This is a genomic window from Acidimicrobiia bacterium (assembly GCA_009694375.1).
Taxonomy (GTDB): Bacteria; Actinomycetota; Acidimicrobiia; order Acidimicrobiales; family VFJN01; genus VFJN01.
In genome coordinates, this window is record SHVB01000002.1 from 1 (window position 1) to 21,367 (window position 21,367).

Consider the following 21,367-nt stretch of genomic DNA (forward strand, 5'->3'; position numbering starts at 1 on the left):
CGGTGGGCGGGAAGATTGTCGGCTTGCACCACGATCTCGCCGTCCCAGTCCAAGCCCAGCCACCGCAACGACGTCAGGATGTTCTCCACCAACTCCGAACTGGAGCGCTCCCGGTCGGTGTCTTCCACCCGCAGCCGCATCTCCCCGCCGGTGCGACGAGCCTCCAGCCAGTTGAATAAGGCAGCGCGAGCGTTGCCAACATGCAAAAAGCCGGTGGGCGAGGGCGCGAAACGCAGCCGAGAGTTCGCAGATGTCACCCTCGGAGAGTACCGGTCGCGCCTCGGGTCAGTGAGGGGCCACGGGAAGATCGCCGAGTAGATCCTGCCAGCGAGCCGCGTGCGCCTCGGCGATCTGGGCCGGAGAGCACCGCAGGACGGCCTCAGGGACGAGATCAGCCAAGCGGCGCTGCTCGGTGTAGTGGTGCGGATGCGCCACCTCCTCGAACATCGGCCGGCGCAATTCCACGAGGTCCGACGGGGCTACGCCGAGGAAACCCCAGATGGTGAGGGCGACCGTGAGATCATGCACCACGGGGGCTCGGCCAAACAGCGACGCCCGCTTCAGCGCCACCCCCACCGCACCGGCGAGCGCATCTTTCTCATGCTCACCCGGGGTGAGGGTGAGGCGGCCCTCGAAGCGCCGCGCCAACGTGAGGGCGTAGCCCTGATCCGGCCCCGGATGGCCGAAGCGATCGCCGCGAGGCTGACCCTCGGGCAGGTCGCCGGGTCGGTCGGCCCGCCAGGATCCCGACCGCCGGGGCGGGGACTCATAGCCCCGCACTGGGGCGTTGACAACGACAGGAACGTACTCGGGTGCAGCCACCCCCCGAGCCTAGTTTTCCGTGTGGATGAGACCCCACACGAGCGCATCGATCAGGGCCTGCCAGGAGGCTTCGATGATGTTGGCGGACACCCCAATGGTGGTCCACGCCCGATCCCCATCAGTGGAATCGATGAGCACCCGCACCACGGCATTGGTGTTGGCCACCCCATCGAGAATCCGCACGCGGTAGTCCGTGAGATGAATGTGGGCGAGTTGGGGATAGGCCCCTACCAGCACGGCCCGAAGGGCCTGATCCAAAGCGTTGACCGGCCCGTTCCCCTCGCCGACCTCGATGAGACGCTCCCCCTCGATCCACAGTTCGACGGTGGCTTCGGTATCGATAGTGGCCGCGGCACCGGCCTGCGCGGGCGCTCGGTGATACGTGGTGGCCCGGTAGCCCTCCACGGTGAAGTAATTCTGGGTCCACCCCCCTGCCCGACGCATCAACAACTCAAGGCTGGCGTCGGCGGCCTCGAACACAAAGCCTTCCGCCTCCAGTCCTTTGAGGTGGTCCGACAAGGTTCCGGCGGCGGCCTCGGTCAGTTCAACCCCTAGTTCCTTGGCCTTCAGCACCATGCCGGCGCGCCCGCCGAGATCGCTCACCAGCACTCGGGTGCCGTTGCCGACGAGATCGGGGACGATGTGCTCGTAGGTAGCGCCGCCGGCCTTACCCACCGCCGACGTGTGCAGACCCCCCTTGTGAGCAAAGGCCGACATGCCCACGTAGGGATCGGCCGAATGAGGCGGCAGGTTCACGAGTTCGGCCACGTGGCGACTCACGGTGGTGAGGCGCGCCAGTCGGCCCTCCGGAAGGCAGCGCACCCCGAGCTTGAGTTCGAGATTGGGAATGCAGGTCATCAGATTGGCGTTCCCGGTGCGTTCGCCGTACCCGTTGACCGTACCCTGCAGTTGGGTGGCTCCCCCGAGCACACCGGCGACCGAGTTCGCCACCGCGCAACCGGAGTCGTTCTGGGTATGGATACCGAGTTGCTGGCCCGACCCGAAGTAGGCGTGCACCTCAGCGGTGATCCGCTCAACCTCATGGGGCAAAGATCCCCCGTTGGTGTCGCACATCACGAGACAATCGGCGCCACTGATGGCCGCCGCCTCCAACACCGCCAGCGCGTATTCAGCATTGGCTTTGTAGCCGTCGAAGAAGTGCTCGGCATCGAAGAACACCTGCAGCCCGGCGGCCTTGAGAAACTCCACGCTCTCCGCCACCATGGCTACGCCTTCGCTCAAGGTGGTGCCCAAGGCCTCGACGACGTGAAAATCCCAGCTCTTGCCCACGATGCACACCGCCGAGGTGCCCGCCGACACCAGCGCCTGCAGGGTGGGATCTACATCCACCTTGCCCGCCGGTCGGCGCGTGGAACCGAAGGCCACCAGCGTGGCCGTCTCCAAATGGAGTTCGGTGAGCGCCCGCCGGAAGAACTCCTCATCTTTGGGGTTGGCCTGCGGATAGCCACCCTCGATCCACGCCACCCCCAGCCAGTCGAGTTGCTCAGCCAACTTCAGTTTGTCTTCAACGGTGAGAGAAATGCCCTCGAACTGGGCGCCGTCGCGCAGCGTCGTGTCGAAGATCTCAACCGACTCGGGAAGCCGGGGATCTGCTAGTGACATAGCTCGACCCAGTGTCGGAACTCCGCCACTTGACCCCGCACAACCTTGCCGTATTCCTCCCCAATGGCCATGGTGACCGATCCGGGGAAGGGAATCGGGCGGTCGTCGACCGAACTCACCGACGAAACCTCCGCCGCCGTACCCACCACGAACATCTCATCAGCAACATAAAGATCGCTCCGCGTCAGCTCACCGAACACCATGTCGATGTCCATCGAGCGCGCCATCGCCATGACCGTGTGCTGGGTGATGCCCTCCAAGGCACCCGACGACAGCGGTGGGGTGATCACCCGCCCCCCGCGTGACACAAAGATGTTTTCACCCGTGCACTCCGAAACGAGGCCCTGCTGGTTGAGCATGACCGCTTCGTCGTACCCCGCGTTGAGCGCCTCGACCTTGGCCAAGCTGGAGTTGACGTAGTTGCCGGTGGTTTTGGCCGCCGGCGGCATGGTGTTGTGGTCGTGGCGCATCCAACTGCTGACCTTCAACCGCACGCCATGGGTGAGGGCGTCGTCGCCGAGGTAGGCGCCCCACGGCCAGCAGGCGATGGCCACATCAACCGAGCACGGGATCGTGTTGAGGCCCATCTCGCCGAAGCCGTAATAGGCGATCGGTCGGATGTAGCAAGCCGGCAGGCCCGAAGCCACCACGGTTTCCTTGGTCGCCTGCACGAGTTCGGCCACCGAATACGGAATCGTCATCCCCAAGATGGCGGCGGAGCGAAACAGCCGTTCGATGTGATCGCTCAGTCGGAACACCCCAGGACCGTCAGCGGTCTCATAGGCGCGGATGCCCTCGAATACGCCAGTCCCGTAGTGGAGCGTGTGGGTGAGCACGTGGACGTTGGCATCGGCCCAGGGGACCTGTTCGCCATTCATCCAGATCGTGGGGGTGGGGGTAATGGGCATAGTGAGGTTTCCTAGCGGGATGAGAGACGGGCGGCTACAAGATCGCCTACCTCGCTGGTGGAACCGGTGATGGTGGCGGTATCCGCACAGGCCAAGCGCACCTGATCGGCGGCGGCACCCTCACCGAGATGGTCGAGCATCAAGGCGGCGGAGAGGATCGCCGCCACCGGATTGGCCTCATTCCGGCCAGCGATATCGGGTGCCGAGCCGTGCACCGGCTCAAACATCGATGGACCGGTGCGGGCCGGGTTGAGGTTGCCGGAACTGGCAAAACCGATGCCCCCCGATACCGCACCCCCGAGATCGGTGAGAATGTCACCGAACAAATTGTCGGTCACGACCACGTCGTACTGTTCCGGACTCTGCACGAAATAGATGCAGGCGGCGTCGACATGGTGGTAGTTCGTACTGACGCCGGGATACTCGGCGGCCACCTCCGCAAACGTGCGGTCCCAAAGATCGCCCGCGAAGGTGAGAACGTTGGTTTTGTGCACCAGCGTCAGGTGGCGCCGCGGCCGACTGTCAGCCAGCGCGAAGGCGTAGCGAACGCAACGCTCTACGCCGTGGCGGGTGTTTACCGAGCCCTGGGTGGCCACTTCGTGCACCGTGCCCTTCCGCAACACCCCGCCCTCGCCCACGTAGGGGCCTTCCGTGTTTTCCCGGATCACGATCATGTCCACGTTGTTGGGCGGGTACAGGAACGGGCGCTGGTTGATGTAGAGATCCAACTCAAACCGCATTTTCAGCAGGAGGCCTCGTTCGATCACCCCCGGGGGAACGCCAGGGGTGCCCACGGCGCCGAGCAGGAGGGCATCGAGGCCACGCCACTCCTCGAGGATCTCGTCGGGGAGGATGGTGCCATCGCGCAGGTAGCGGGCCCCGCCGAGGTCGTACTCCACCGTGTCGAGGTGCACTCCGGCGGCGCGCACAACCTTGAGCGCTTCCGCGATGACTTCGGGGCCAATCCCGTCGCCGCCGATGATCCCCACCTGGTGACCCACTTCATCTCCTTGGGTTGGAACGGAAAAACCGCCCACCAAGGCGGACGGTTGGAGAGCGCACGTCTATTCGACGCGCGCTAGATGATGCTGAATACAGCCTGAAAATGCTTACTCACACCCAAGAGTCTCGCCTGCAACACGCGTCTTAGTCAACTAGGTTGCCGCCGTCCGACCACGATTCTGGGAGCACCGAATATGCAGACGCCATTGACCATCGGGGGGCACCTCCAGAGGGCCAGTGTCGTTTACGGGGACCGAATCGGGATCATCGATGAGCCGGATGCGCCCGGCGGGGGCTTGGGAAGGGTCACCTATCGACGCATGCAGGAACTGGCTCGGGCCCAGGCCGCCAACCTCGACGAACGTGGCATCGGAAGCGGCGAGCGAGTGGCCGTGCTGTCCCAGAACAGTGGTCGACTCCTCACCTCATTCTTCGGTGTGAGCGGGTACGGACGGGTTTTGGTACCCATCAATTTCCGCCTGTCGTCGGAGGAAATCGGGTACATCCTGGAGCACTCGGGGGCCCAGATGCTCCTCGTCGATGCCGAACTGGCGGAGACGGTTGCTCACCTCAACGTGAAGCAACGCGTGGTGATGGGCACAGCCAGCGACTGCGAGGTCTACCTCGAGGGTCGCGCGCCCGCCCGGTGGGAGGACGAGGACGAAAACGCCACCGCCACCATCAACTACACCAGCGGCACCACCGCCCGCCCCAAGGGCGTGGAGATGACCCATCGCAACCTCTGGACCAACGCCGCTGTCTTCGGGTGGCACACCGGCTTGTCCGATCGCGACACCTACCTGCACACGCTGCCCATGTTCCACTGCAACGGATGGGGCATGCCCTACGCCTTGGCCGCGATGGGAGTACCCCAGGTCGTGCTGCGCAAGGTCGATGGCGCCGACATTCTTCGGCGCGTCGACGAACAGGGCGTCACCTTCATGTGTGGCGCGCCAGCGGTAGTGACCATGGTGCTGGAGGCGGCCGCTGCCTGGGACGGCCCCATTCCGGGGCACGGCACCGTTCGTGTCGTGGTGGCTGGCGCTCCTCCCCCCACCCGCACGATCGAGCGGGTCGAAACCGAACTCGGCTGGGAAATGATCCAGATCTACGGCCTGACCGAGACCGCCCCCCTCCTCACCATCAATCGCTGCAGGCCTGAATGGGATGGTCTCACGTCCGGCGAGCGGGCCGTCAAACTCTCCCGGGCCGGGGTGGCGGCGGTGGGTATCGACCTGCGTACCGACGAGCACGGTGAGATTTTGGCGCGGGGTAATCACATCCTCAAGAGTTACTGGGAGCAGCCCGACACCACCGCCGAGGCCCTCGCCGGCGGATGGTTCCACACCGGCGATGGGGGCACCATCGACGACGGCGGGTATCTCACGATCAGCGACCGCAAGAAAGACGTGATCATCACCGGCGGCGAGAACGTGAGCTCCATCGAGGTGGAAAATGCCCTCTTCTCCCACCCGGCGGTCAGCGAGGTCTGTGTCCTCGGCGTGCCCGACGAAAAGTGGGGTGAGACCATCAAGGCGCTCGTCGTGCTCGCCCCCGGCCAAACCGCCAGCGAGGACGACCTCCGGGCGTGGTGCAAGGAACGGCTGGCGGGTTTCAAGTGCCCCACCACCGTCGAGTTCCGCGACGAACTCGCCCGCACCGCCACCGGGAAGCTCCAGAAATTCAAGCTCCGCGCCCCGTACTGGGAGGGTCGGGACCGCCAGGTCAACTAACCCAACTACGCTGAGAGGGTTATGCCGCCCACGCACTATCTCTCCCAACCCGCCTTCGACCGGCTCAAGGCCGAGCACGACGAACTCACCACGGTCGGGCGAGTGAGCATCGCCCGCAAGATTGAAACGGCGCGCGAGTTGGGCGACTTGAAAGAAAACGGCGATTACCACGCCGCCAAAGACTTCCAGGGCCAGATGGAGGCCCGGATCCGCCAACTGGCCTCCATGATTGAGCATTGCGAGATTGTGAAAGGCACCGACGGCTCCGCCGTCGAGCCCGGATCCGTGGTGGAACTCCGCTACGAAGGCGACGACACCACGGAGCATTACTTCTTCGGATCGGTCGAAGAACGGGGCATGGACCACGAAATCATCAGTCCACAGTCGCCGCTTGGCAAAGCCCTCATCGGCAGAACGCCCGGCGACGAGGTGAGTTTCGAAAGCCCCACCGGCGCCACCTTGACCGTCGAAGTCGTCACGATTCAGTAGGCGCGGTGGATACATCTTAGGGTGGGCGACCAGTGAGACCGGGCCGAAACATGGCCCGGAGGTTGCCGTCTCTCGGCCTTGGACGTTACGGCGGGGGTGGTAGTTGGCGAGGACCGCAAGGCGTCGAGACGAAGCCTGAGTCGGTGGGCGGTTCGACAGTGATCTGGTCGATGGACCTCGCCATGGGCCTCCCCGGTGGCAACGCTCGTGACTGCCCAGGAGCCGTCTGCCCGTCCCCGGAGCGCCGCCCGCACGGTCACCTTTTGCCCCTCAGTCAGAGCCAAACCGTTGGCCCGTTCGACGCAGCGTGTGTGGCCCGTTCGATGCGATCGGCGGCGGCAGCTACCTCGGCCCCGTACCGCTCGCCCGGCGTATGGCTGAGGCGCTCGATCGGGCCACTCAGCGACACCGCCGCTACCACCTCACCGTGGGAATCCTGCACCGGCGCCGACACGCTGGCCACCCCTTGTTCACGCTCACCCACGCTCGCCACCCACACCCCCGGGGCACCAGCGAGCACGTGACCCGCGCTCCCCAGATCCATCGGCAGGCGGGCGCCCACGGGCACGATCGTGCGCAATTCACGAGAAGACTCGATCGACTCGACGCACACGCGCACATCACCGTCGCGCACGAAGAGTTGCACGCTTTCCCCCGTCTGCTCGTGTAGCCAGGCCAACGCGGGCCTGGCGGCGGCCCATACCGGCACCCCCTTGGCGGCCTCGTGGCCAAGCCCGATCAAGCGCAGACCGAGGCAGAAGCGACCGGCATGATCCCGGCGCAACAGCCCGTGGTGCTCCAACGCCACCGCCAGACGATGGGCCGTAGGCCGACTCAGGCCGGTGGCCGCCACCAACTCGGCCAACGAGCGCGGTTCGACCTCCACCGCCGCCAACAGGCCAATGGCCTTGTCCAAGACGCCCACACCGCTTACACTGTTCACAACATAAGATTATTATCTCATTATATAAGACAGTCAAGAGGACATGGGCATGGCCAAGACGCTCTCGGAAAAGGTGTGGGACCGCCACGTGGTGCGCAGTGCGCCCGGCGAGCCGGACCTGCTCTACATCGATCTTCACTTGGTGCACGAGGTGACCAGCCCCCAGGCCTTCGACGGGATCCGTCTGGCGGGCCGCTCGGTGCGTCGCCCCGACCTCACGGTGGCTACCGCCGACCACAACGTGCCCACCCAGGACATCGATCAGCCCATCGCCGATCCGATCTCCGCCCGGCAACTCGAAGTACTCGCCTCCAACACCGCCGAGTTCGGGATCACCCACTACGGCATCGGCGATCCGAACCAGGGCATCGTGCATGTCATCGGTCCCGAGCAAGGGCGCACCCTGCCCGGCATGACCATCGTCTGTGGTGACAGCCACACCTCAACCCATGGTGCCTTTGGAGCGTTGGCGTTTGGTATCGGCACCAGCGAGGTGGAGCATGTATTGGCCACCCAAACCCTCCCCCAGGTACGTCCCGGCACCATGGCGGTCACCGTGACCGGCACGCTGCCCTCCGGGGCCACCGCCAAAGACGTGATCCTCGCCATCATTGGCCGCATCGGAACCGGCGGCGGGATCGGCTCGATCATCGAGTACCGGGGCGACACCATCGAGCGCCTCTCGATGGAGGGACGCATGACGATCTGCAACATGTCCATCGAAGCCGGCGCCAAGGCCGGCCTCATCGCCCCCGACGACATCACCTTCGAGTACCTCAAGGGCCGCACCCACGCCCCGGCGGGCGAGGCCTGGGAGCAAGCATTGGCCGACTGGCGTTCCCTGCCCACCGATCCCGGTGCCACCTTCGACAAGGAAGTCCACATCGACGCCGCCACCATCACCCCGCATGTTTCCTGGGGCACCAACCCCGCCCAGGTAGTGCCCCTCACCGGCACCATCCCCTCGCCATCCGACATCGCCGATCCCCACGAGCGCGACAGCGCCGTCCGGGCGCTGGAGTACATGGGGCTCACCGCCGGTACCCCGGTGCGAGAGATCCCCGTCGACACCGTGTTCATTGGGAGTTGCACCAACTCCCGCATTGAGGATCTCCGCGCCGCGGCCGCGGTGGCGGAGGGCCGCCAGGTGAAAGCGGGGCTGCGCACGCTGGTGGTTCCCGGCAGTTTTGCCGTGAAACTCCAGGCGGAAGCCGAGGGGCTCGACGTGGTCTTCACCACCGCCGGGTTCGATTGGCGAGAACCAGGCTGCTCGATGTGTTTGGCGATGAATCCCGACAAACTCGCCGTGGGTGAGCGATCCGCGTCCACGAGTAACCGCAACTTCGAAGGCCGCCAGGGACGGGGTGGACGCACCCACCTCGTCTCCCCGGCGGTCGCCGCCGCCACTGCCATCGCTGGCCACTTTGCCCTACCGGAGGATCTCGTCTGATGGATGCCGTACAGATCGTGCAAGGCACTGCCCTCCCGCTCGACCGCTCGGATGTGGACACCGACCAGATCATCCCGGCCGAGTGGCTCAAGCGCGTTGAACGCACGGGATTCGGCCCGGGTCTGTTCTCGTCGTGGCGCGACGACCGCACTTTCGTCCTGAACGACGAACGTTTCGCAGGGGCCAACGTCCTCGTAGCCGGGCCCAACTTCGGCACGGGCTCCAGCCGGGAACACGCCGTATGGGCGATCATGGACTACGGCTTTGCGGCCGTGGTCAGCCCCCGCTTCGCCGACATCTTCCGCAACAACTGCACGAAGAACGGCCTTGTGCCGGTGATGGTCTCCGCCGAGGTGGGCAAAACGCTCCTCGCCGCCGTGGAGGCGGACCCCACCTTGGAGTTCGTGGTGGACGTCGACCGCCGCACGCTCTGCGTACCCGCCCTCGGCCTCGAGGTGGACTTCCCCCTCGACGACAGCGTGCGCGAACGGTTCCTCCAGGGCCTCGACGACATTGGCATCACCCTGCGCACGGAAGGCGCCATCACCAGCTTCGAGGCCAGCCGCCCCGCCTGGCTCCCCACCGCCTAGCCAGCCGGGGGGCGGGTTCGGGTTACGGACTGGTGGGGTTGTAGAGCCAGGATTGGAACAGGTCGCCTAGCCGCTGACCGCTGATTGCTTCGGCCAGGGCAATGAACTCCGGGGTGGAACCGTTGGCGCCGGCTCGTGCCGACACCCAGGTGCGCAGGATCTCGAAAAAGGCGCCGTCGCCTACCGTCTCTCGCAACGCCTGCAGCGTCCGGCCTCCCCGGAGATACACCGATGGCGCAAAGAGTTCATCCCGCCCCGGATCGCCCGGTGGAATGTTCAGGCCCTCCTCCGCCGCGGCCTCCTGGGCCAGAGCGGCCGCCGTGGGACCACCCGAGCGCTCTTGGTACATCCACTCGGCGTAGGTGGCAAACCCCTCGTTCAGCCAGATGTCGTTCCAACCGGCAACGCTCACCGAGTTACCGAACCATTGGTGCGCCAGTTCGTGCAGCAAAGTGATGTCTGCCCCGCGGCCCTGCACCACCAACTCGCGGCCCATCACGGTAAGCGTCTGGGTTTCCAACGCGAAACCCAGATCGTCATCCACCACCAGCACCCCGTAGGCCTCGAAGGGGTACGGTCCGAACACCTCGGCCAGGAATCGGATCATGACGGCGGTGCGTTCCGTGGCCACCCGTCCCTCCGTCGCCCACTTCCGGTGGAAGGCGTGACGCAACACCACCCCGTCCACCGTTCCCCCATCCACCAACTCGTAGTCGCCGATGGCGATCTGAAGGAGATAACTGGCCATCGGATCACGCACCTCGTAGGTCCAGGCGGTGGCGCCCTCACCCACCTCCTCACGGCGGGCCAGCCGACCGTTGGCGGCCACCGTCTGATCGTTCGGGGCGGTCACCCGCACGGTAAAGGTGGCCTTGTCGCTCGGATGATCATTCACCGGGAAAAACGTGGCGGCCCCGCCCGGTTCAGACACCACATAGGCCTCCCGACCGCGTGTTTGCCACCCCAACGCGAACAAGTCCGTTCCCATGCTGATTGGGGTGGGGTGCCCGTGATAGGTGACCTCGGTAACAAAGCGCTGGCCCTGCTCGATCACCTGATCGGGGGTGATCACCAGTTCGCGCCCCGCCCGCTCGAACGCCGCCGGGCGTCGATCCACGGTCACCGCCTCCACCTCCATCCCCACCAGGTCCAGGTTGAACCGGCTGAGGTTCTGGGTGGTCACCGCTCGGATGGTGGTCACCCCCGCCAGGTAGCGCTCATCGGCGCCCCAGGTGAGATCCACCCGGTAGTGCTCCACCGCGTAGCCCCCGTTACCCAGTTCCGGAAAGTACGGATCCCCCGCCCCCCGCGCGCCCGGGGATCCCTCGGGGGAGGCCCCCAGATTCCCCGCGGGGGCCAGGATCACCAGCACCAGCGCGACCACCACCGCCAATGCCACCGCCGCGAAGGGAAGATGCTTCGATCGACGCACCTGCGTCACATAACCAGATGCCCAGGTTCGGGTGGCGGACCCTCAGGCCGGCCCCAAACCCCCTGCGCTTACGCGTTGTGACGTTCCACCAGTCGCTCATGGTCGCGGTGGCGATTGACGGCGCTCACCACCGCCCGAAGAGAGGCCGTGAGAATGCTCTCGTCAAGGCCCACCCCCCAGCGCACCTCGCCATCGCTGGCCTGGGTCTCCACGTAGGCGGCGGCCTGCGCATCGGTCCCTGCGCTCACGGCGTGTTCGCTGTAATCCACTACGTCCAACGCGATGCCCAGATCGGCCTGAAGGGCGGCCACGAAGGCTGCCAGCGGTCCCGTGCCCGAACCACTCATGGTGCGGTGTTCGCCGTCCACCGTCATTTGCGCGGTGACCTTCGAGCCCTTTTCCCCTGTGGTGGTTTCGTGCGACAGGAGTTGTACCGCCGCGTTGGGGTCGAGGTAGGTGCCCTCGAAGGCCGCCCACACCTCGGCCGAGGGAATGTCGGTGCCGGTGTCCTCCGCAATCGTCTGGATCGTCTTGGAGAACTCGATCTGCAGGCGTCGCGGCAGATCCAGGCCGTGCTCGGCCTTCATCAAATAGGCCACCCCGCCCTTGCCACTCTGGCTGTTCACCCGCACCACCGCCTCGTAGGTGCGTCCCACGTGTTTCGGATCGATGGGCAGGTACGGCACCCCCCACTCCTCGTAATCGCCGTAGCCCAGGGCATCGAAGCCTTTCTTGATGGCGTCTTGATGGCTCCCCGAAAACGAGGTGTAGACGAGATCGCCGACATAGGGATGACGCGGGTGCACCGGCAACCGGTTGCAATATTCCGCCACCCGCCGCAGCGCGTCGATATCGGAGATGTCGAGTTCGGGATCCACCCCCTGGGAAAACAAGTTCATGGCGATCGTCACGAGATCCACGTTGCCGGTGCGCTCACCGTTTCCGAACAGCGTTCCTTCCACCCGATCAGCCCCCGCCATGATCCCAAACTCGGCTGCGGCCACCCCACAGCCGCGATCATTGTGCGGGTGAAGCGACAGGCAAATGCGGTCACGGTGGGGCATGTTGCGATGGAAGTACTCGATGACGTCGCCGTAAATGTTCGGGGTGTACATCTCCACCGTGGCGGGCAGATTCAGGATAAGGGGACGCTCGACAGTGGGTTCGATTACCTCCGCCACCGCCGCGCAGATTTCAATGGCGTAGTCCACCTCGGTACCCGTGAAACTCTCGGGGCTGTACTCGTAACGCACATTGCTTCCCACCAAACCCGGTTCGAGTTCCTTGCACAGCCGGGCCGCATCGGTGGCGATCTGGGTAATGCCGTCCTTGTCCAAGCCGAACACCACCCGACGTTGCAGTATCGAGGTGGAGTTATAGAAATGCACGATCACATCATTGGCCCCCTGGATGCACTCATAGGTGCGCTGAATGAGTTCAGGGCGACACTGTGTAAGCACCTGGATCGTGACATCCTCGGGAACGAGATCCTCCTCGATGAGTTGGCGCACGAAATCGAAGTCCGGCTGGCTGGCCGAAGGGAATCCAACCTCGATCTCCTTGAAGCCCATTTGCACCACCGTGTCGAACATGCGGCGCTTCCGAGCCGGATCCATGGGATCAATAAGGGCCTGATTGCCGTCCCGTAGGTCCACTGAGCACCACAGGGGCGCCTTCGTGATGCGCTGGTCCGGCCACGTTCGGTCGGGCAGGTCCAGAGGCATGAACAGCCGGTATTTGTCAAAGGGCATACGCTTCGGAGTCACAGATTCCGGGGCCATCAGGGTTCCTCGTTCGAGAGTCGTTCGGATGTCGGGGCAAAGAAAAACCTCCTGCCACGGGCAGGAGGTTGGAAGGGCGAACGCCGGTAGGGGCGCTCGCCTACATGAGCAGCAAGAGGGAGGAGGATATCGTGCTCATCGGCGCTATCTTTCCGCTACGGCGACTCGCTCGTCAAGGCGGCACTAGGATTCCGGCGTGATCAAACGGTCCTTACGTTTTGGGCGGGCCCTAGGTGGGCTGGTGGGGCTGGTCTGGCTCATCTCCCGGTACCGAGCGGCAACCGCCCCCGCGACAACCCCTGCGCCGGTGCTCCCGCCGGTCCCTTCCGTGGCGTCGTGGGTTCCACCCGAGGACAATGGGTGTCCCGCCAGCCATCCGGTGAAGGCCAAACTCGCCTCCAAGATTTTCCACCAGCCGGGCATGGCCAACTACGAGCGCACGAATCCCGACCGCTGCTATCTCAACGACACCGCCGCCGCCGACGACGGCTTCCGGGTCGCCAAGCGGTAAGCGGATCTACAACGCCGCTACCGATACCACGCCCGGTACCGCCCGGATCGCGGCCTGCACGGCGGCGGGTACCAACTCACTGGTGGCGAGCACCATCAACGATGCCAGTCCTTCCCGGGAGCGTCCCAGGTGCATGTCGTCGATGTTGATGGCGGCTTCACCCACCACACCAGTAACCGCCGAGATCATCCCGGGCACATCGTTGTTGCGCACCACCACCATGTGATCGGCCGGGGGGAGATCGATCGAATAGTCGTCCAGCATGACGATGCGCGGCTGGGCGCTGAGGCCCACCAGGGTGCCGCCGATGGCATGGTCTCCCCCGCGAATGGTGATCAAGTTGACGTAGTCGTGCGTGGTGGTAGAGGAGGACTCCCGCACTTCCACCCCGCGCTCCTCTGCCAGCCGCGGCGCGTTCACATAACTCACCGGCTCGGCGCTCACTTTGCTGAACACCCCCTTGAGTACTGACAGAGTGAGGATGCGAGTGTCGGACTCGGCGAGGTGGCCCTCGTAGCCGATTTCCAAAAGGTCGGTGACGCTGGCCGACAGACCGGCGAAAAGTCGGCCCAGTTGCTCGGCCAGAGGCAGGTAGGGACGCACCACAGTGGATGCCTCCGCCGCGCTCACGTTCACCGCAAACGGCACGAACTCACCGGCGAGCGCCAGGGCCACCTGCTCCGCGATGGTGTCGCCCGCCTTATCCTGCGCCTCCGCGGTACTCGCCCCGAGGTGCGGGGTAACCACCACCTGGGGCAACCCGAACAGCGGCGAAGACGTGGTGGGCTCGGTGGCGAACACGTCGATGGCTGCTCCACCGATCCGGCCCTCCCGGATGGCTTCAGCGAGGGCGGCTTCGTCGATCACTCCACCGCGGGAAACATTGATCACCCGCAGGTTCGGCTTGGCCTTGGCCAATAACTCTTCACTGATCATCCCCAGCGTTTCGGGCGTCTTGACCACGTGAAGGGTGAGGAAATCGGATTGGGCCACCAAATCGTCGAGGCTCAGTAGTTCCACGTTGATCTGACGGGCCCGCTCGGCGGCCACGAACGGATCGTGCGCCACCACCCGCATTCCAAACGCCAACGCTCGCTGGGCTACCAGTTTCCCGATACGACCCAACCCCACGATCCCGAGGGTCTTGTCGGCCAGTTCGATGCCCTCCCATTGCGAGCGCTCCCAGCGCCCGGCCACGAGCGCCGCATGGGCCTGGGGAATGTTGCGGGCCTGAGCCAGCAGCATCGCCATCGTGTGTTCGGCGGTAGTGAGAATGTTCGATTGGGGGGCATTGACCACCATCACGCCCTGGGCGGTGGCGGCGTCGGTGTCTACGTTGTCGAGGCCGATGCCGGCCCGGCCCACCACCACGAGATCCTGGCCCGCCGCGATCACCTCGGCGGTCACCGTGGTGGAGGAACGGATGATGAGCGCCTGCGCTCCCACCACGGCCGCCAGCAGGTCCTCGGGGGTGAGGCCGAGTTGGAGATCCACCTCATGGCCCGCCGACCGCAATCGATCGAGCCCACCATCGGCGATCTTTTCGGTCACGAGGATCCTGGCCATTCGGCGAGTCTGGTCGGCCCCTGCGCACAGCCGCCAACCCATTGCCTTGGCGACCGTCGCCCCGGGCCTTTATCTTGCACCCTCAGCGATGGAGGTTCTCGACCGGGATTGGTTCGATGCCCTCCTGCGGGGGGAGGGAGAAGCCGAACACCTGGGCGTAGAAACTCAATTCGCCATCGAGCGACGCCCGAATGTTCTCCGCCTGGCGGAAGCCATGCTGCTCACCGGCGAAGGCCACATAGGCCACCGGCACACCCTTGTCCCGCAGTGCCCCCACGATCATCTCAGCCTGATTGGGCGGCACGACGAGGTCGTCGAGGCCCTGGAACACCGCCAGGGGGCGATCAATGCGGTCGATGTGGAAGATGGGCGAGCGGGCCTCGTAGGTGGCCCGCTCAGCGGGCCAGGGACCCACCAGGCTGTCGAGATAGCGGCTCTCAAACTTATGGGTGTCGGCCGCAAGGGCCCCTAGGTCCGCCACGCCATAGTGGCTGGCCCCGGCCGCGAACACGTCGTGGAAGGTGAGAGCCGCCAGCGTGGTGAAGCCCCCCGCTGATCCCCCGCGGATGCACAGCCGGGCCGAATCCACATCGCCTCGGCGCACCAGAAACTCCGCCGCCGCCACGCAGTCCTCCACGTCGGCGATCCCCCACTGCCCGTGCAACAACTTCCGATAAGCCCGGCCGTAGCCGGTGGACCCGCGGTAGTTCACGTCGGCCACCGCGAAACCTCGGCTCGTCCAGTACTGACGCCCGAGCGACAGCAGGGGGCGAGCGGCGGCGGTGGGGCCACCGTGGATCATGATCAACAACGGCGGTTTGTCGCCGGCCGGGCCAACCCAATCAGGATTGGTGGGGGGATAGAACAACGCGTGCGCCACCTCCCCCCCGGCGGTGGGGAACGAGATCGTCTCGGGCGTGGCGCACCACTGCGCCGCCAGACCGAGGGCGCGAGGCGGCACCACTTCCTCCACCGAAACAAGGCGACTGCCCTCGATCACCGCTCGCGCCACGTGAAGTTCGCGATGGGGGCTCGCCGCCAGGTACACGAGGTTGTCGCCGCCACCGTGTAATCCGTCGATCACCGTGTGGGGCACATCAAGCGGTGGGCTGGTGCCATCCTCGGGGTCCCATACGGCAAGGCGGTCGCACCCCTCCTCGACGTAGCGAAGGGCCACTCGACCGCCATCAAGAAAGGCAAAGCAGGATTGGCCAAACACCCACTGGGGGAACCCGATGTCGGCGCCGAGGTCCACCATCACCTCGGTTCCCCCCGCCGGTGTCCACCGGTAAAGGCTCCAGAACCCGGTGCGGTCGGCGAAGAACCACAGCGAACCATCCGGGGCCCAGGTGGGCTGGCCCACCGACTCGCCTCCGTCGCGCCCGGCCACCACGGTTCGCTCCCCGTTGGCTTCCACCATCAGCCGTGTGGCATCCCAGGGCATGTCGGGGTGATCCCATTCAATCCAGCAGAATGCCTCGCCGTCGGGTCGCCACCGCGGGTCGCTCACGAAGTCCGGGCCCTCCACCATCACCGCGGGGACCGACGGTTCGTGGGCGGCGAGGCACACGATGGTGTTGGTGGCCTCCCGGCCGTCGGCGTGATGCTCCTCCTGCACGCACAGCAATCGGGTGCCATCGGGATGCAACGAGCCATCCGCGTAGCGCAACGAGCGGGCCACCGCCGGTGCCGGCGTGAGCGGCTCGGGCTCGCCCCCCGGGACGAGGCGGTGGAGGCGCTGGGTAACCCAGTCGGCGAACCACAGCACGCCGTTGGCCACCCACCACGCTCCCCCACCGTATTCATGCACGGCGGTGCGGGCGTTCCACGGCGGCCCCAGCACTTCGGTCACCACTCCATCGACAGAGCGGCGCATCACCGCACTGCGCCCCGACTCTTCCGGCCGGCTTTCGGACCACCAGAGGTCATCCCCGTCCCGTGCCACCGCCGCGGGTTGACGCGCCGAACGCACCACCGACTCGCTGGTGATCGGGGTCGGCCAGGAGCCGTAAGGGGCCACCGCGGTCATGTGGCTTCGGCGAGCAGGTCGACGATGCGCCGACAGCCCTCCGTGAGGTCGTCGTCGCCGAGGGCGAAACTGAGGCGGGCGTACCCAGGGGCATCGAAGGCTTCGCCGGGCACCACCGCCACCTTGGCTTCAGCGAGCAGGATCTCGCACAACTCGGCGCTAGTGGCCGCGGTGTGCCCCCGGATCGAGCGGCCCAGATAGGCCGACAGATTGGGGAACGCGTAGAAGGCGCCCTGCGGTTCCATGCAGGTCACCCCCTCGATGCTGCTGAGGAGTCTCCACATGGTCTGGCCGCGCCGGTAGAACGCCTCGCGCATCTCCCCTACGGCGGTGAGATCGCCGCGCAGTGCGGCGATGGCGGCGCGCTGGGAAACATTGGCCACATTGGAGGTCTGGTGCGACTGCAGGTTCGTGGCGGCGGTGATCACATCGACCGGCCCCAGCATCCACCCCACCCGCCAGCCGGTCATGGCGTAGGTCTTAGCCACGCCGTTCACCACCACACACCGGTCGGCGAGTTCGGGCACCACCGCAGGCATGGAGACAGACCGATGCTCGCCGTAGGTGAGGTGCTCATAGATCTCGTCGGTGACCACCCAGATGCCCTTTTCCACCGCCCAGCGGCCGATGGCCTCCACCTCCTGTACCGGGTACACCGCACCGGTGGGGTTGGAGGGCGACACGAACATGAGCGCCTTGGTCTTGGGGGTCACGGCCGCGTCGAGTTGGGCCAGGGTGACACGAAACCCGGTGCTCTCATCGGTGGGCAGAATCACCGGCACACCGCCGGCCAGGGCGATCGGCTCGGGGTAGGTCGTCCAGAATGGGGCGGGGAGCAGCACCTCGTCGCCGGGGTCGAGCAGGGTGGCAAAGGTGTTGTAGACAGCGTGCTTTCCCCCGTTGGTCACCAGCACCTGACCAGGAGCGACCGACAGGCCCGAGTCGCGGAGCGTCTTAGCGGCGATGGCCTCCTTGAGCTCCGCCAGACCGCCAGCGGGCGAGTACTTGTGGTTCCGCGGGTCGAGGCAGGCCGCCACCGCGGCTTCCACGATATGGGGCGGTGTGGGGAAGTCTGGTTCGCCGGCCCCGAAGCCAATCACGGGTTCGCCAGCGGCCTGCAACGCCTTCGCCTTGGCATCCACCGCCAACGTGGCGGACTCGGTAATGGCCGCGATGCGACGGGATACTCGGCGGGTGGCCAACGGGCTTGCTCCTTGGTGGACTCTGCCCATCGTGACACGCGGCCGGGCCCCAACCCACATGGATTCACGCCTCTGGTTCATTCGCCTCGCCCCGAGGCGGCTCCATCCGCCAACATGGGTGAGTGACCTCCGCCCCTCCCCCTGTGATCAATATCCCCACCGACCTCCTGCCCCTCGACGGCCGCTTCGGCTGTGGGCCCTCCAAGGTGCGGCCCGAAGCCGTCGCCGCCCTCGCCGCAGCAAGCACGGACTATCTCGGCACGTCGCATCGCCAGGCTCGGGTCCAGTTCGAGGTGAGCGCCCTACGCAACGGGATCGCCGAACTCTTCGCCCTCCCTGACGGCTACGAGGTGCTCCTGGGCAACGGCGGCACGACGGCGTTCTGGGACGCCGCCACCTTCGGTCTCATCGACCACTGCAGCCAGCACCTCTGCTTCGGGGAGTTCTCCTCCAAGTTCGCCGATGCGGCGGCCGCCGCGCCGTTTCTCGGCCAGCCCTCCACCATCGTGGGCGAGCCCGGCACCCATCCACTCCCGGTGGCGGATGCCAGCGTGGACGCCTACTGCCTCACGCACAACGAGACCTCCACCGGGGTAGCCATGCCCCTCCACCGCCCTGCCGGGGCCGAAGGCCTCGTGCTCGTCGATGCCACCTCGGCTGCCGGGGGGCTCCGGTTCGACCCCCACGAGGTCGACGTGTACTACTTCGCTCCCCAGAAATGTTTGGCGTCTGACGGTGGCCTGTGGCTTGCCGCCGTGTCGCCCGCCGCCATCGAACGGATCGAGCGGATCGCCGCCTCGGACCGCTGGGTGCCCGCATCTCTCGATCTGGGGATCGCCCTGGACAGCAGCCGCAAGGACCAGACGTACAACACGCCAGCCCTGGCCACGATCTTCCTGGCCAACCAGCAGGTGGATTGGATCAACCAGCACGGCGGCCTTGAGTGGGCCGCCACCCGTTGCGACGCCTCGGCCGCCGCCATCTACGACTGGGCCGACGCGTCGAGCTACGCCACGGCCTTCGTCGCGGAACCCGCTCAGCGCAGCCACGTAGTGGCCACCATCGACCTCGATGCCGATGTGGTGGACGCCAACATGGTCTCCAAGGTCCTGCGAGCCAACGGCGTGATCGACACGGAGAGTTACCGCAAACTCGGGCGCAACCAGGTGCGGGTGGCTCTGTTCCCCTCGATCGACCCGGCCGACGTGACCGCCCTCACAGCCTGCATCGACCACGTCGTAGCCGCTCTGGCCTAACCAAAAACATCTCGCCGCGCGCCCGACGAACACCGCCGTCGGCCTCGTTCTTCCCGAGGGCGATCCGGTAGTTCTCCCGCGCCGTGACACCGCCCGCTACGGTCCGCTCCCATGCCCACTAGTAACGAAGTTCGTGCCCAACTCACCGGCCCGGCCGGAATGTTCGAGGTCGTGACCGAAGATGTGTGGGGTCGCCCCACGCAGGTCTACGCCAATCGCATGCCCTCGCTGCGTTCCGTACTGGAGGTGGGACTGCTGCGGGGCGACGAGCAGACGTTCCTGAGTTACGGCGAACGCACCTACGGGTTCGGTGAGTTCGGCCGGGCCACCAACGGCGTGGCCCAGGCTCTGCGCAGCCGGTTCGGCCTCGCCAAAGGCGACCGCGTGGCGGTCCTTTCCCAAAACAATCCCGAGTGGTGTCTCACCTTCTGGGCCACCGTGTCCCAAGGTGCGGTGCTGGTCGGCCTCAACGGGTGGTGGACCACCGACGAGATCGAATACGGCCTGCAGGACTCGGGCGCCAAGGTGCTCGTCGCCGATCGCAAGCGTTTCGAGCGCATCGCCGATTCCCTGGATCTGGCCCCCCACTTGGAGCACGTATTCCTGACCGACTGCACCCCGGCCGACCTCGGCCGGGCCAATGATCCCCGGCTCCACCCCTTTTCCGACCTCACCACCTCACCCAGCCCCGATCTGATCGAGGCCGAAATTGCCGAAGACGACTACGCAGTGATCTTCTACACCTCCGGCACCACCGGTCGGCCCAAGGGGGCGATCTCCACCCATCGCAGCATGATCGCCAACCTGCAGAACACCATGTTCAACGCGGTGGCCAACTCGATGTCGGGAAGCGCGTCCTTGCCCGATAATGGCGGCCAGAACGTGGCGCTGTTCACGTCCCCGCTATTCCACGTGTCGGGCTGCCACTCCACACTGGTGGTCGGTTTACTGGCCGGATTGAAACTGGTGATGCCCGAGGGTCGTTTCCTGCCTGAGACTGCTCTGCAACTGATCCAAGATCATCGGGTCACCCTCTGGGCCACGGTGCCCACGATGGTGTGGCGGGTGTGTGAGCACCCTGACCGCCACTCGTACGACACCAGTTCGGTGCGCAGTGTGGTCTTTGGCGGATCGCCATCGGCGGAGGAACTGCAGCGGATGGTTCACGAGACCTTCCCCAGCGTGTCGAGCACCTCGAATGCCTATGGCCTCACCGAAACCTCCTCGGTGGCCACCGTGATCTCCGGACCCGATGCCGTCGCCAAGCCCGCCTCGGTGGGCCCGGCGGTCCCCACCGTGTCCCTGAAGATCACCGACGCCAACGGTGAGGAGGTAGGCCAGGGCGAAACCGGCGAGGTCTGCATCAACGGGCCCATTCTCATGGCGGGGTACTGGAACAAGCCCGAGGCCACCGCCGAGGCCATTGATGCCGACGGCTGGCTGCACACGGGCGACGTTGGTCATCTTGATGCCGACGGCTTCCTGTTCATCACCGATCGCAAGAAGGACATGATCATCCGGGGTGGCGAGAACATCTACTCCGTGGAGATCGAACAACGCCTGGTCAGCCACCCCGAGATCGCCGATGCGGCCATCTACGGCGTGCCCCACCCTGAACTCGGTGAGGAAGTCAAAGCCACCGTGCAACTCGAAGCCCATTCCCGCCTCACCGTGACCGACATCCAGCAATGGGTGGCCGGCGGTCTCGCCGCCTTCAAGGTTCCGGCGTTCGTGGATCTCACGTTCGAGAAGTTGCCCCGCAACGCCAGCGGCAAACTTCTAAAAAACGTGCTGCGGGGGGAAGGCGACGTCAGTTTCGCCGAAACGATGTAACCCCTGACCGAGGTGGCCACATTTGGCTCAACTAGTGGGTGGCATCTGCCGATTATCAAACCAGCAAGCACCCAGTGCTGGTTTAGAGGAGCGGCGATGCACCCACGCAGCCACACAACCCCCGGTTCGATGGCGGGCCCACCCCCATGCCGGGAGGCCGCGTGACCTCGTTGACAACCCGGAGGACACATCCAGGG

18 protein-coding genes are annotated in these 21,367 nt (G+C 65.7%); 7 read left to right on the forward strand and 11 right to left on the reverse strand.

Annotated elements, in window-relative coordinates; translation table 11 throughout:
• The 5 genes from EXQ71_01680 to EXQ71_01700 all read right to left on the reverse strand — a co-directional run.
• Positions 1–257 (reverse strand): glutamate--tRNA ligase (locus EXQ71_01680; protein MSO86213.1); only part of this gene is annotated, 257 nt, incomplete at its 3' end.
• Between the two features lie 28 nt (positions 258–285).
• Positions 286–822: a hypothetical protein gene (locus EXQ71_01685; GenBank protein MSO86214.1), complete on the reverse strand. Its 537-nt coding sequence runs from the start codon at positions 820–822 to the stop codon at positions 286–288.
• Between the two features lie 9 nt (positions 823–831).
• On the reverse strand, positions 832–2,445 hold the full coding sequence (locus tag EXQ71_01690) for a citramalate synthase (GenBank protein MSO86215.1): 1,614 nt from the start codon (positions 2,443–2,445) through the stop codon (positions 832–834).
• Positions 2,436–3,353, reverse strand: a complete 918-nt coding sequence (locus EXQ71_01695) for a branched-chain amino acid transaminase (protein MSO86216.1) — start codon at positions 3,351–3,353, stop codon at positions 2,436–2,438. The genes EXQ71_01690 and EXQ71_01695 overlap by 10 nt, the downstream gene beginning before the upstream one ends.
• Positions 3,354–3,364: 11 nt before the next feature.
• Positions 3,365–4,354, reverse strand: a complete 990-nt coding sequence (locus tag EXQ71_01700; GenBank protein MSO86217.1) for a 3-isopropylmalate dehydrogenase — start codon at positions 4,352–4,354, stop codon at positions 3,365–3,367.
• Positions 4,355–4,549: 195 nt separating this feature from the next.
• Here EXQ71_01700 and EXQ71_01705 point away from each other — a divergent pair, with 195 nt between their 5' ends.
• Both EXQ71_01705 and EXQ71_01710 read left to right on the forward strand, forming a co-directional pair.
• The gene (locus EXQ71_01705) at positions 4,550–6,088 is read left to right on the forward strand and encodes an AMP-dependent synthetase (protein MSO86218.1); all 1,539 of its coding nucleotides are present in this window, start codon (positions 4,550–4,552) and stop codon (positions 6,086–6,088) included.
• 21 nt (positions 6,089–6,109) lie between these two features.
• Complete coding sequence (locus tag EXQ71_01710) at positions 6,110–6,577, forward strand: transcription elongation factor GreA (GenBank protein MSO86219.1); 468 nt, start codon at positions 6,110–6,112, stop codon at positions 6,575–6,577.
• 274 nt (positions 6,578–6,851) lie between these two features.
• On the opposite strand, the gene EXQ71_01715 is transcribed toward EXQ71_01710, so the two are convergent.
• Positions 6,852–7,520, reverse strand: a complete 669-nt coding sequence (locus EXQ71_01715; protein MSO86220.1) for an IclR family transcriptional regulator — start codon at positions 7,518–7,520, stop codon at positions 6,852–6,854.
• 49 nt (positions 7,521–7,569) lie between these two features.
• Between EXQ71_01715 and leuC the strand changes: the two genes are divergently transcribed.
• The gene (leuC, locus tag EXQ71_01720; GenBank protein ID MSO86221.1) at positions 7,570–8,970 is read left to right on the forward strand and encodes a 3-isopropylmalate dehydratase large subunit; all 1,401 of its coding nucleotides are present in this window, start codon (positions 7,570–7,572) and stop codon (positions 8,968–8,970) included.
• On the forward strand, positions 8,970–9,560 hold the full coding sequence (leuD, locus tag EXQ71_01725; GenBank protein ID MSO86222.1) for a 3-isopropylmalate dehydratase small subunit: 591 nt from the start codon (positions 8,970–8,972) through the stop codon (positions 9,558–9,560). The genes leuC and leuD overlap by 1 nt, the downstream gene beginning before the upstream one ends.
• A gap of 22 nt (positions 9,561–9,582) precedes the next feature.
• On the opposite strand, the gene EXQ71_01730 is transcribed toward leuD, so the two are convergent.
• Both EXQ71_01730 and leuA read right to left on the reverse strand, forming a co-directional pair.
• Positions 9,583–11,001, reverse strand: a complete 1,419-nt coding sequence (locus EXQ71_01730; protein ID MSO86223.1) for a M1 family peptidase — start codon at positions 10,999–11,001, stop codon at positions 9,583–9,585.
• A 59-nt stretch (positions 11,002–11,060) separates the two neighbouring features.
• Entirely contained in the window at positions 11,061–12,743 is a 1,683-nt protein-coding gene (gene leuA, locus EXQ71_01735; GenBank protein MSO86224.1) for a 2-isopropylmalate synthase, read from the reverse strand.
• A 337-nt stretch (positions 12,744–13,080) separates the two neighbouring features.
• Between leuA and EXQ71_01740 the strand changes: the two genes are divergently transcribed.
• On the forward strand, positions 13,081–13,284 hold the full coding sequence (locus tag EXQ71_01740; protein ID MSO86225.1) for a hypothetical protein: 204 nt from the start codon (positions 13,081–13,083) through the stop codon (positions 13,282–13,284).
• A 6-nt stretch (positions 13,285–13,290) separates the two neighbouring features.
• On the opposite strand, the gene EXQ71_01745 is transcribed toward EXQ71_01740, so the two are convergent.
• From EXQ71_01745 to EXQ71_01755, 3 genes are all read right to left on the reverse strand, one after another.
• Positions 13,291–14,850: a phosphoglycerate dehydrogenase gene (locus tag EXQ71_01745; protein MSO86226.1), complete on the reverse strand. Its 1,560-nt coding sequence runs from the start codon at positions 14,848–14,850 to the stop codon at positions 13,291–13,293.
• 82 nt (positions 14,851–14,932) lie between these two features.
• On the reverse strand, positions 14,933–16,879 hold the full coding sequence (locus EXQ71_01750; GenBank protein ID MSO86227.1) for a S9 family peptidase: 1,947 nt from the start codon (positions 16,877–16,879) through the stop codon (positions 14,933–14,935).
• On the reverse strand, positions 16,876–18,111 hold the full coding sequence (locus tag EXQ71_01755) for a pyridoxal phosphate-dependent aminotransferase (protein ID MSO86228.1): 1,236 nt from the start codon (positions 18,109–18,111) through the stop codon (positions 16,876–16,878). The genes EXQ71_01750 and EXQ71_01755 overlap by 4 nt, the downstream gene beginning before the upstream one ends.
• 92 nt (positions 18,112–18,203) lie before the next feature.
• Between EXQ71_01755 and EXQ71_01760 the strand changes: the two genes are divergently transcribed.
• Together EXQ71_01760 and EXQ71_01765 are read left to right on the forward strand one after the other, a co-directional pair.
• On the forward strand, positions 18,204–19,337 hold the full coding sequence (locus tag EXQ71_01760) for a phosphoserine transaminase (protein MSO86229.1): 1,134 nt from the start codon (positions 18,204–18,206) through the stop codon (positions 19,335–19,337).
• A gap of 111 nt (positions 19,338–19,448) precedes the next feature.
• A complete protein-coding gene (locus EXQ71_01765; protein MSO86230.1) occupies positions 19,449–21,170 on the forward strand; it encodes a long-chain fatty acid--CoA ligase in 1,722 nt (573 codons plus the stop codon).
• Positions 21,171–21,367: the final 197 nt, after the last annotated feature.

What these genes read in the sequence shown, in the direction of transcription:
- EXQ71_01690 (MSO86215.1), bottom strand. Translation starts at nt 2,445, where the DNA reads ATGTCACTAGCAGATCCCCGGCTTCCCGAGTCGGTTGAGATCTTCGAC.
- EXQ71_01695 (MSO86216.1), bottom strand. Translation starts at nt 3,353, where the DNA reads ATGCCCATTACCCCCACCCCCACGATCTGGATGAATGGCGAACAGGTC.
- EXQ71_01705 (MSO86218.1), top strand. Translation starts at nt 4,550, where the DNA reads ATGCAGACGCCATTGACCATCGGGGGGCACCTCCAGAGGGCCAGTGTC.
- EXQ71_01710 (MSO86219.1), top strand. Translation starts at nt 6,110, where the DNA reads ATGCCGCCCACGCACTATCTCTCCCAACCCGCCTTCGACCGGCTCAAG.
- leuC (MSO86221.1), top strand. Translation starts at nt 7,570, where the DNA reads ATGGCCAAGACGCTCTCGGAAAAGGTGTGGGACCGCCACGTGGTGCGC.
- leuD (MSO86222.1), top strand. Translation starts at nt 8,970, where the DNA reads ATGGATGCCGTACAGATCGTGCAAGGCACTGCCCTCCCGCTCGACCGC.
- leuA (MSO86224.1), bottom strand. Translation starts at nt 12,743, where the DNA reads ATGCCCTTTGACAAATACCGGCTGTTCATGCCTCTGGACCTGCCCGAC.
- EXQ71_01745 (MSO86226.1), bottom strand. Translation starts at nt 14,850, where the DNA reads ATGGCCAGGATCCTCGTGACCGAAAAGATCGCCGATGGTGGGCTCGAT.
- EXQ71_01750 (MSO86227.1), bottom strand. Translation starts at nt 16,879, where the DNA reads ATGACCGCGGTGGCCCCTTACGGCTCCTGGCCGACCCCGATCACCAGC.
- EXQ71_01755 (MSO86228.1), bottom strand. Translation starts at nt 18,111, where the DNA reads ATGGGCAGAGTCCACCAAGGAGCAAGCCCGTTGGCCACCCGCCGAGTA.
- EXQ71_01765 (MSO86230.1), top strand. Translation starts at nt 19,449, where the DNA reads ATGCCCACTAGTAACGAAGTTCGTGCCCAACTCACCGGCCCGGCCGGA.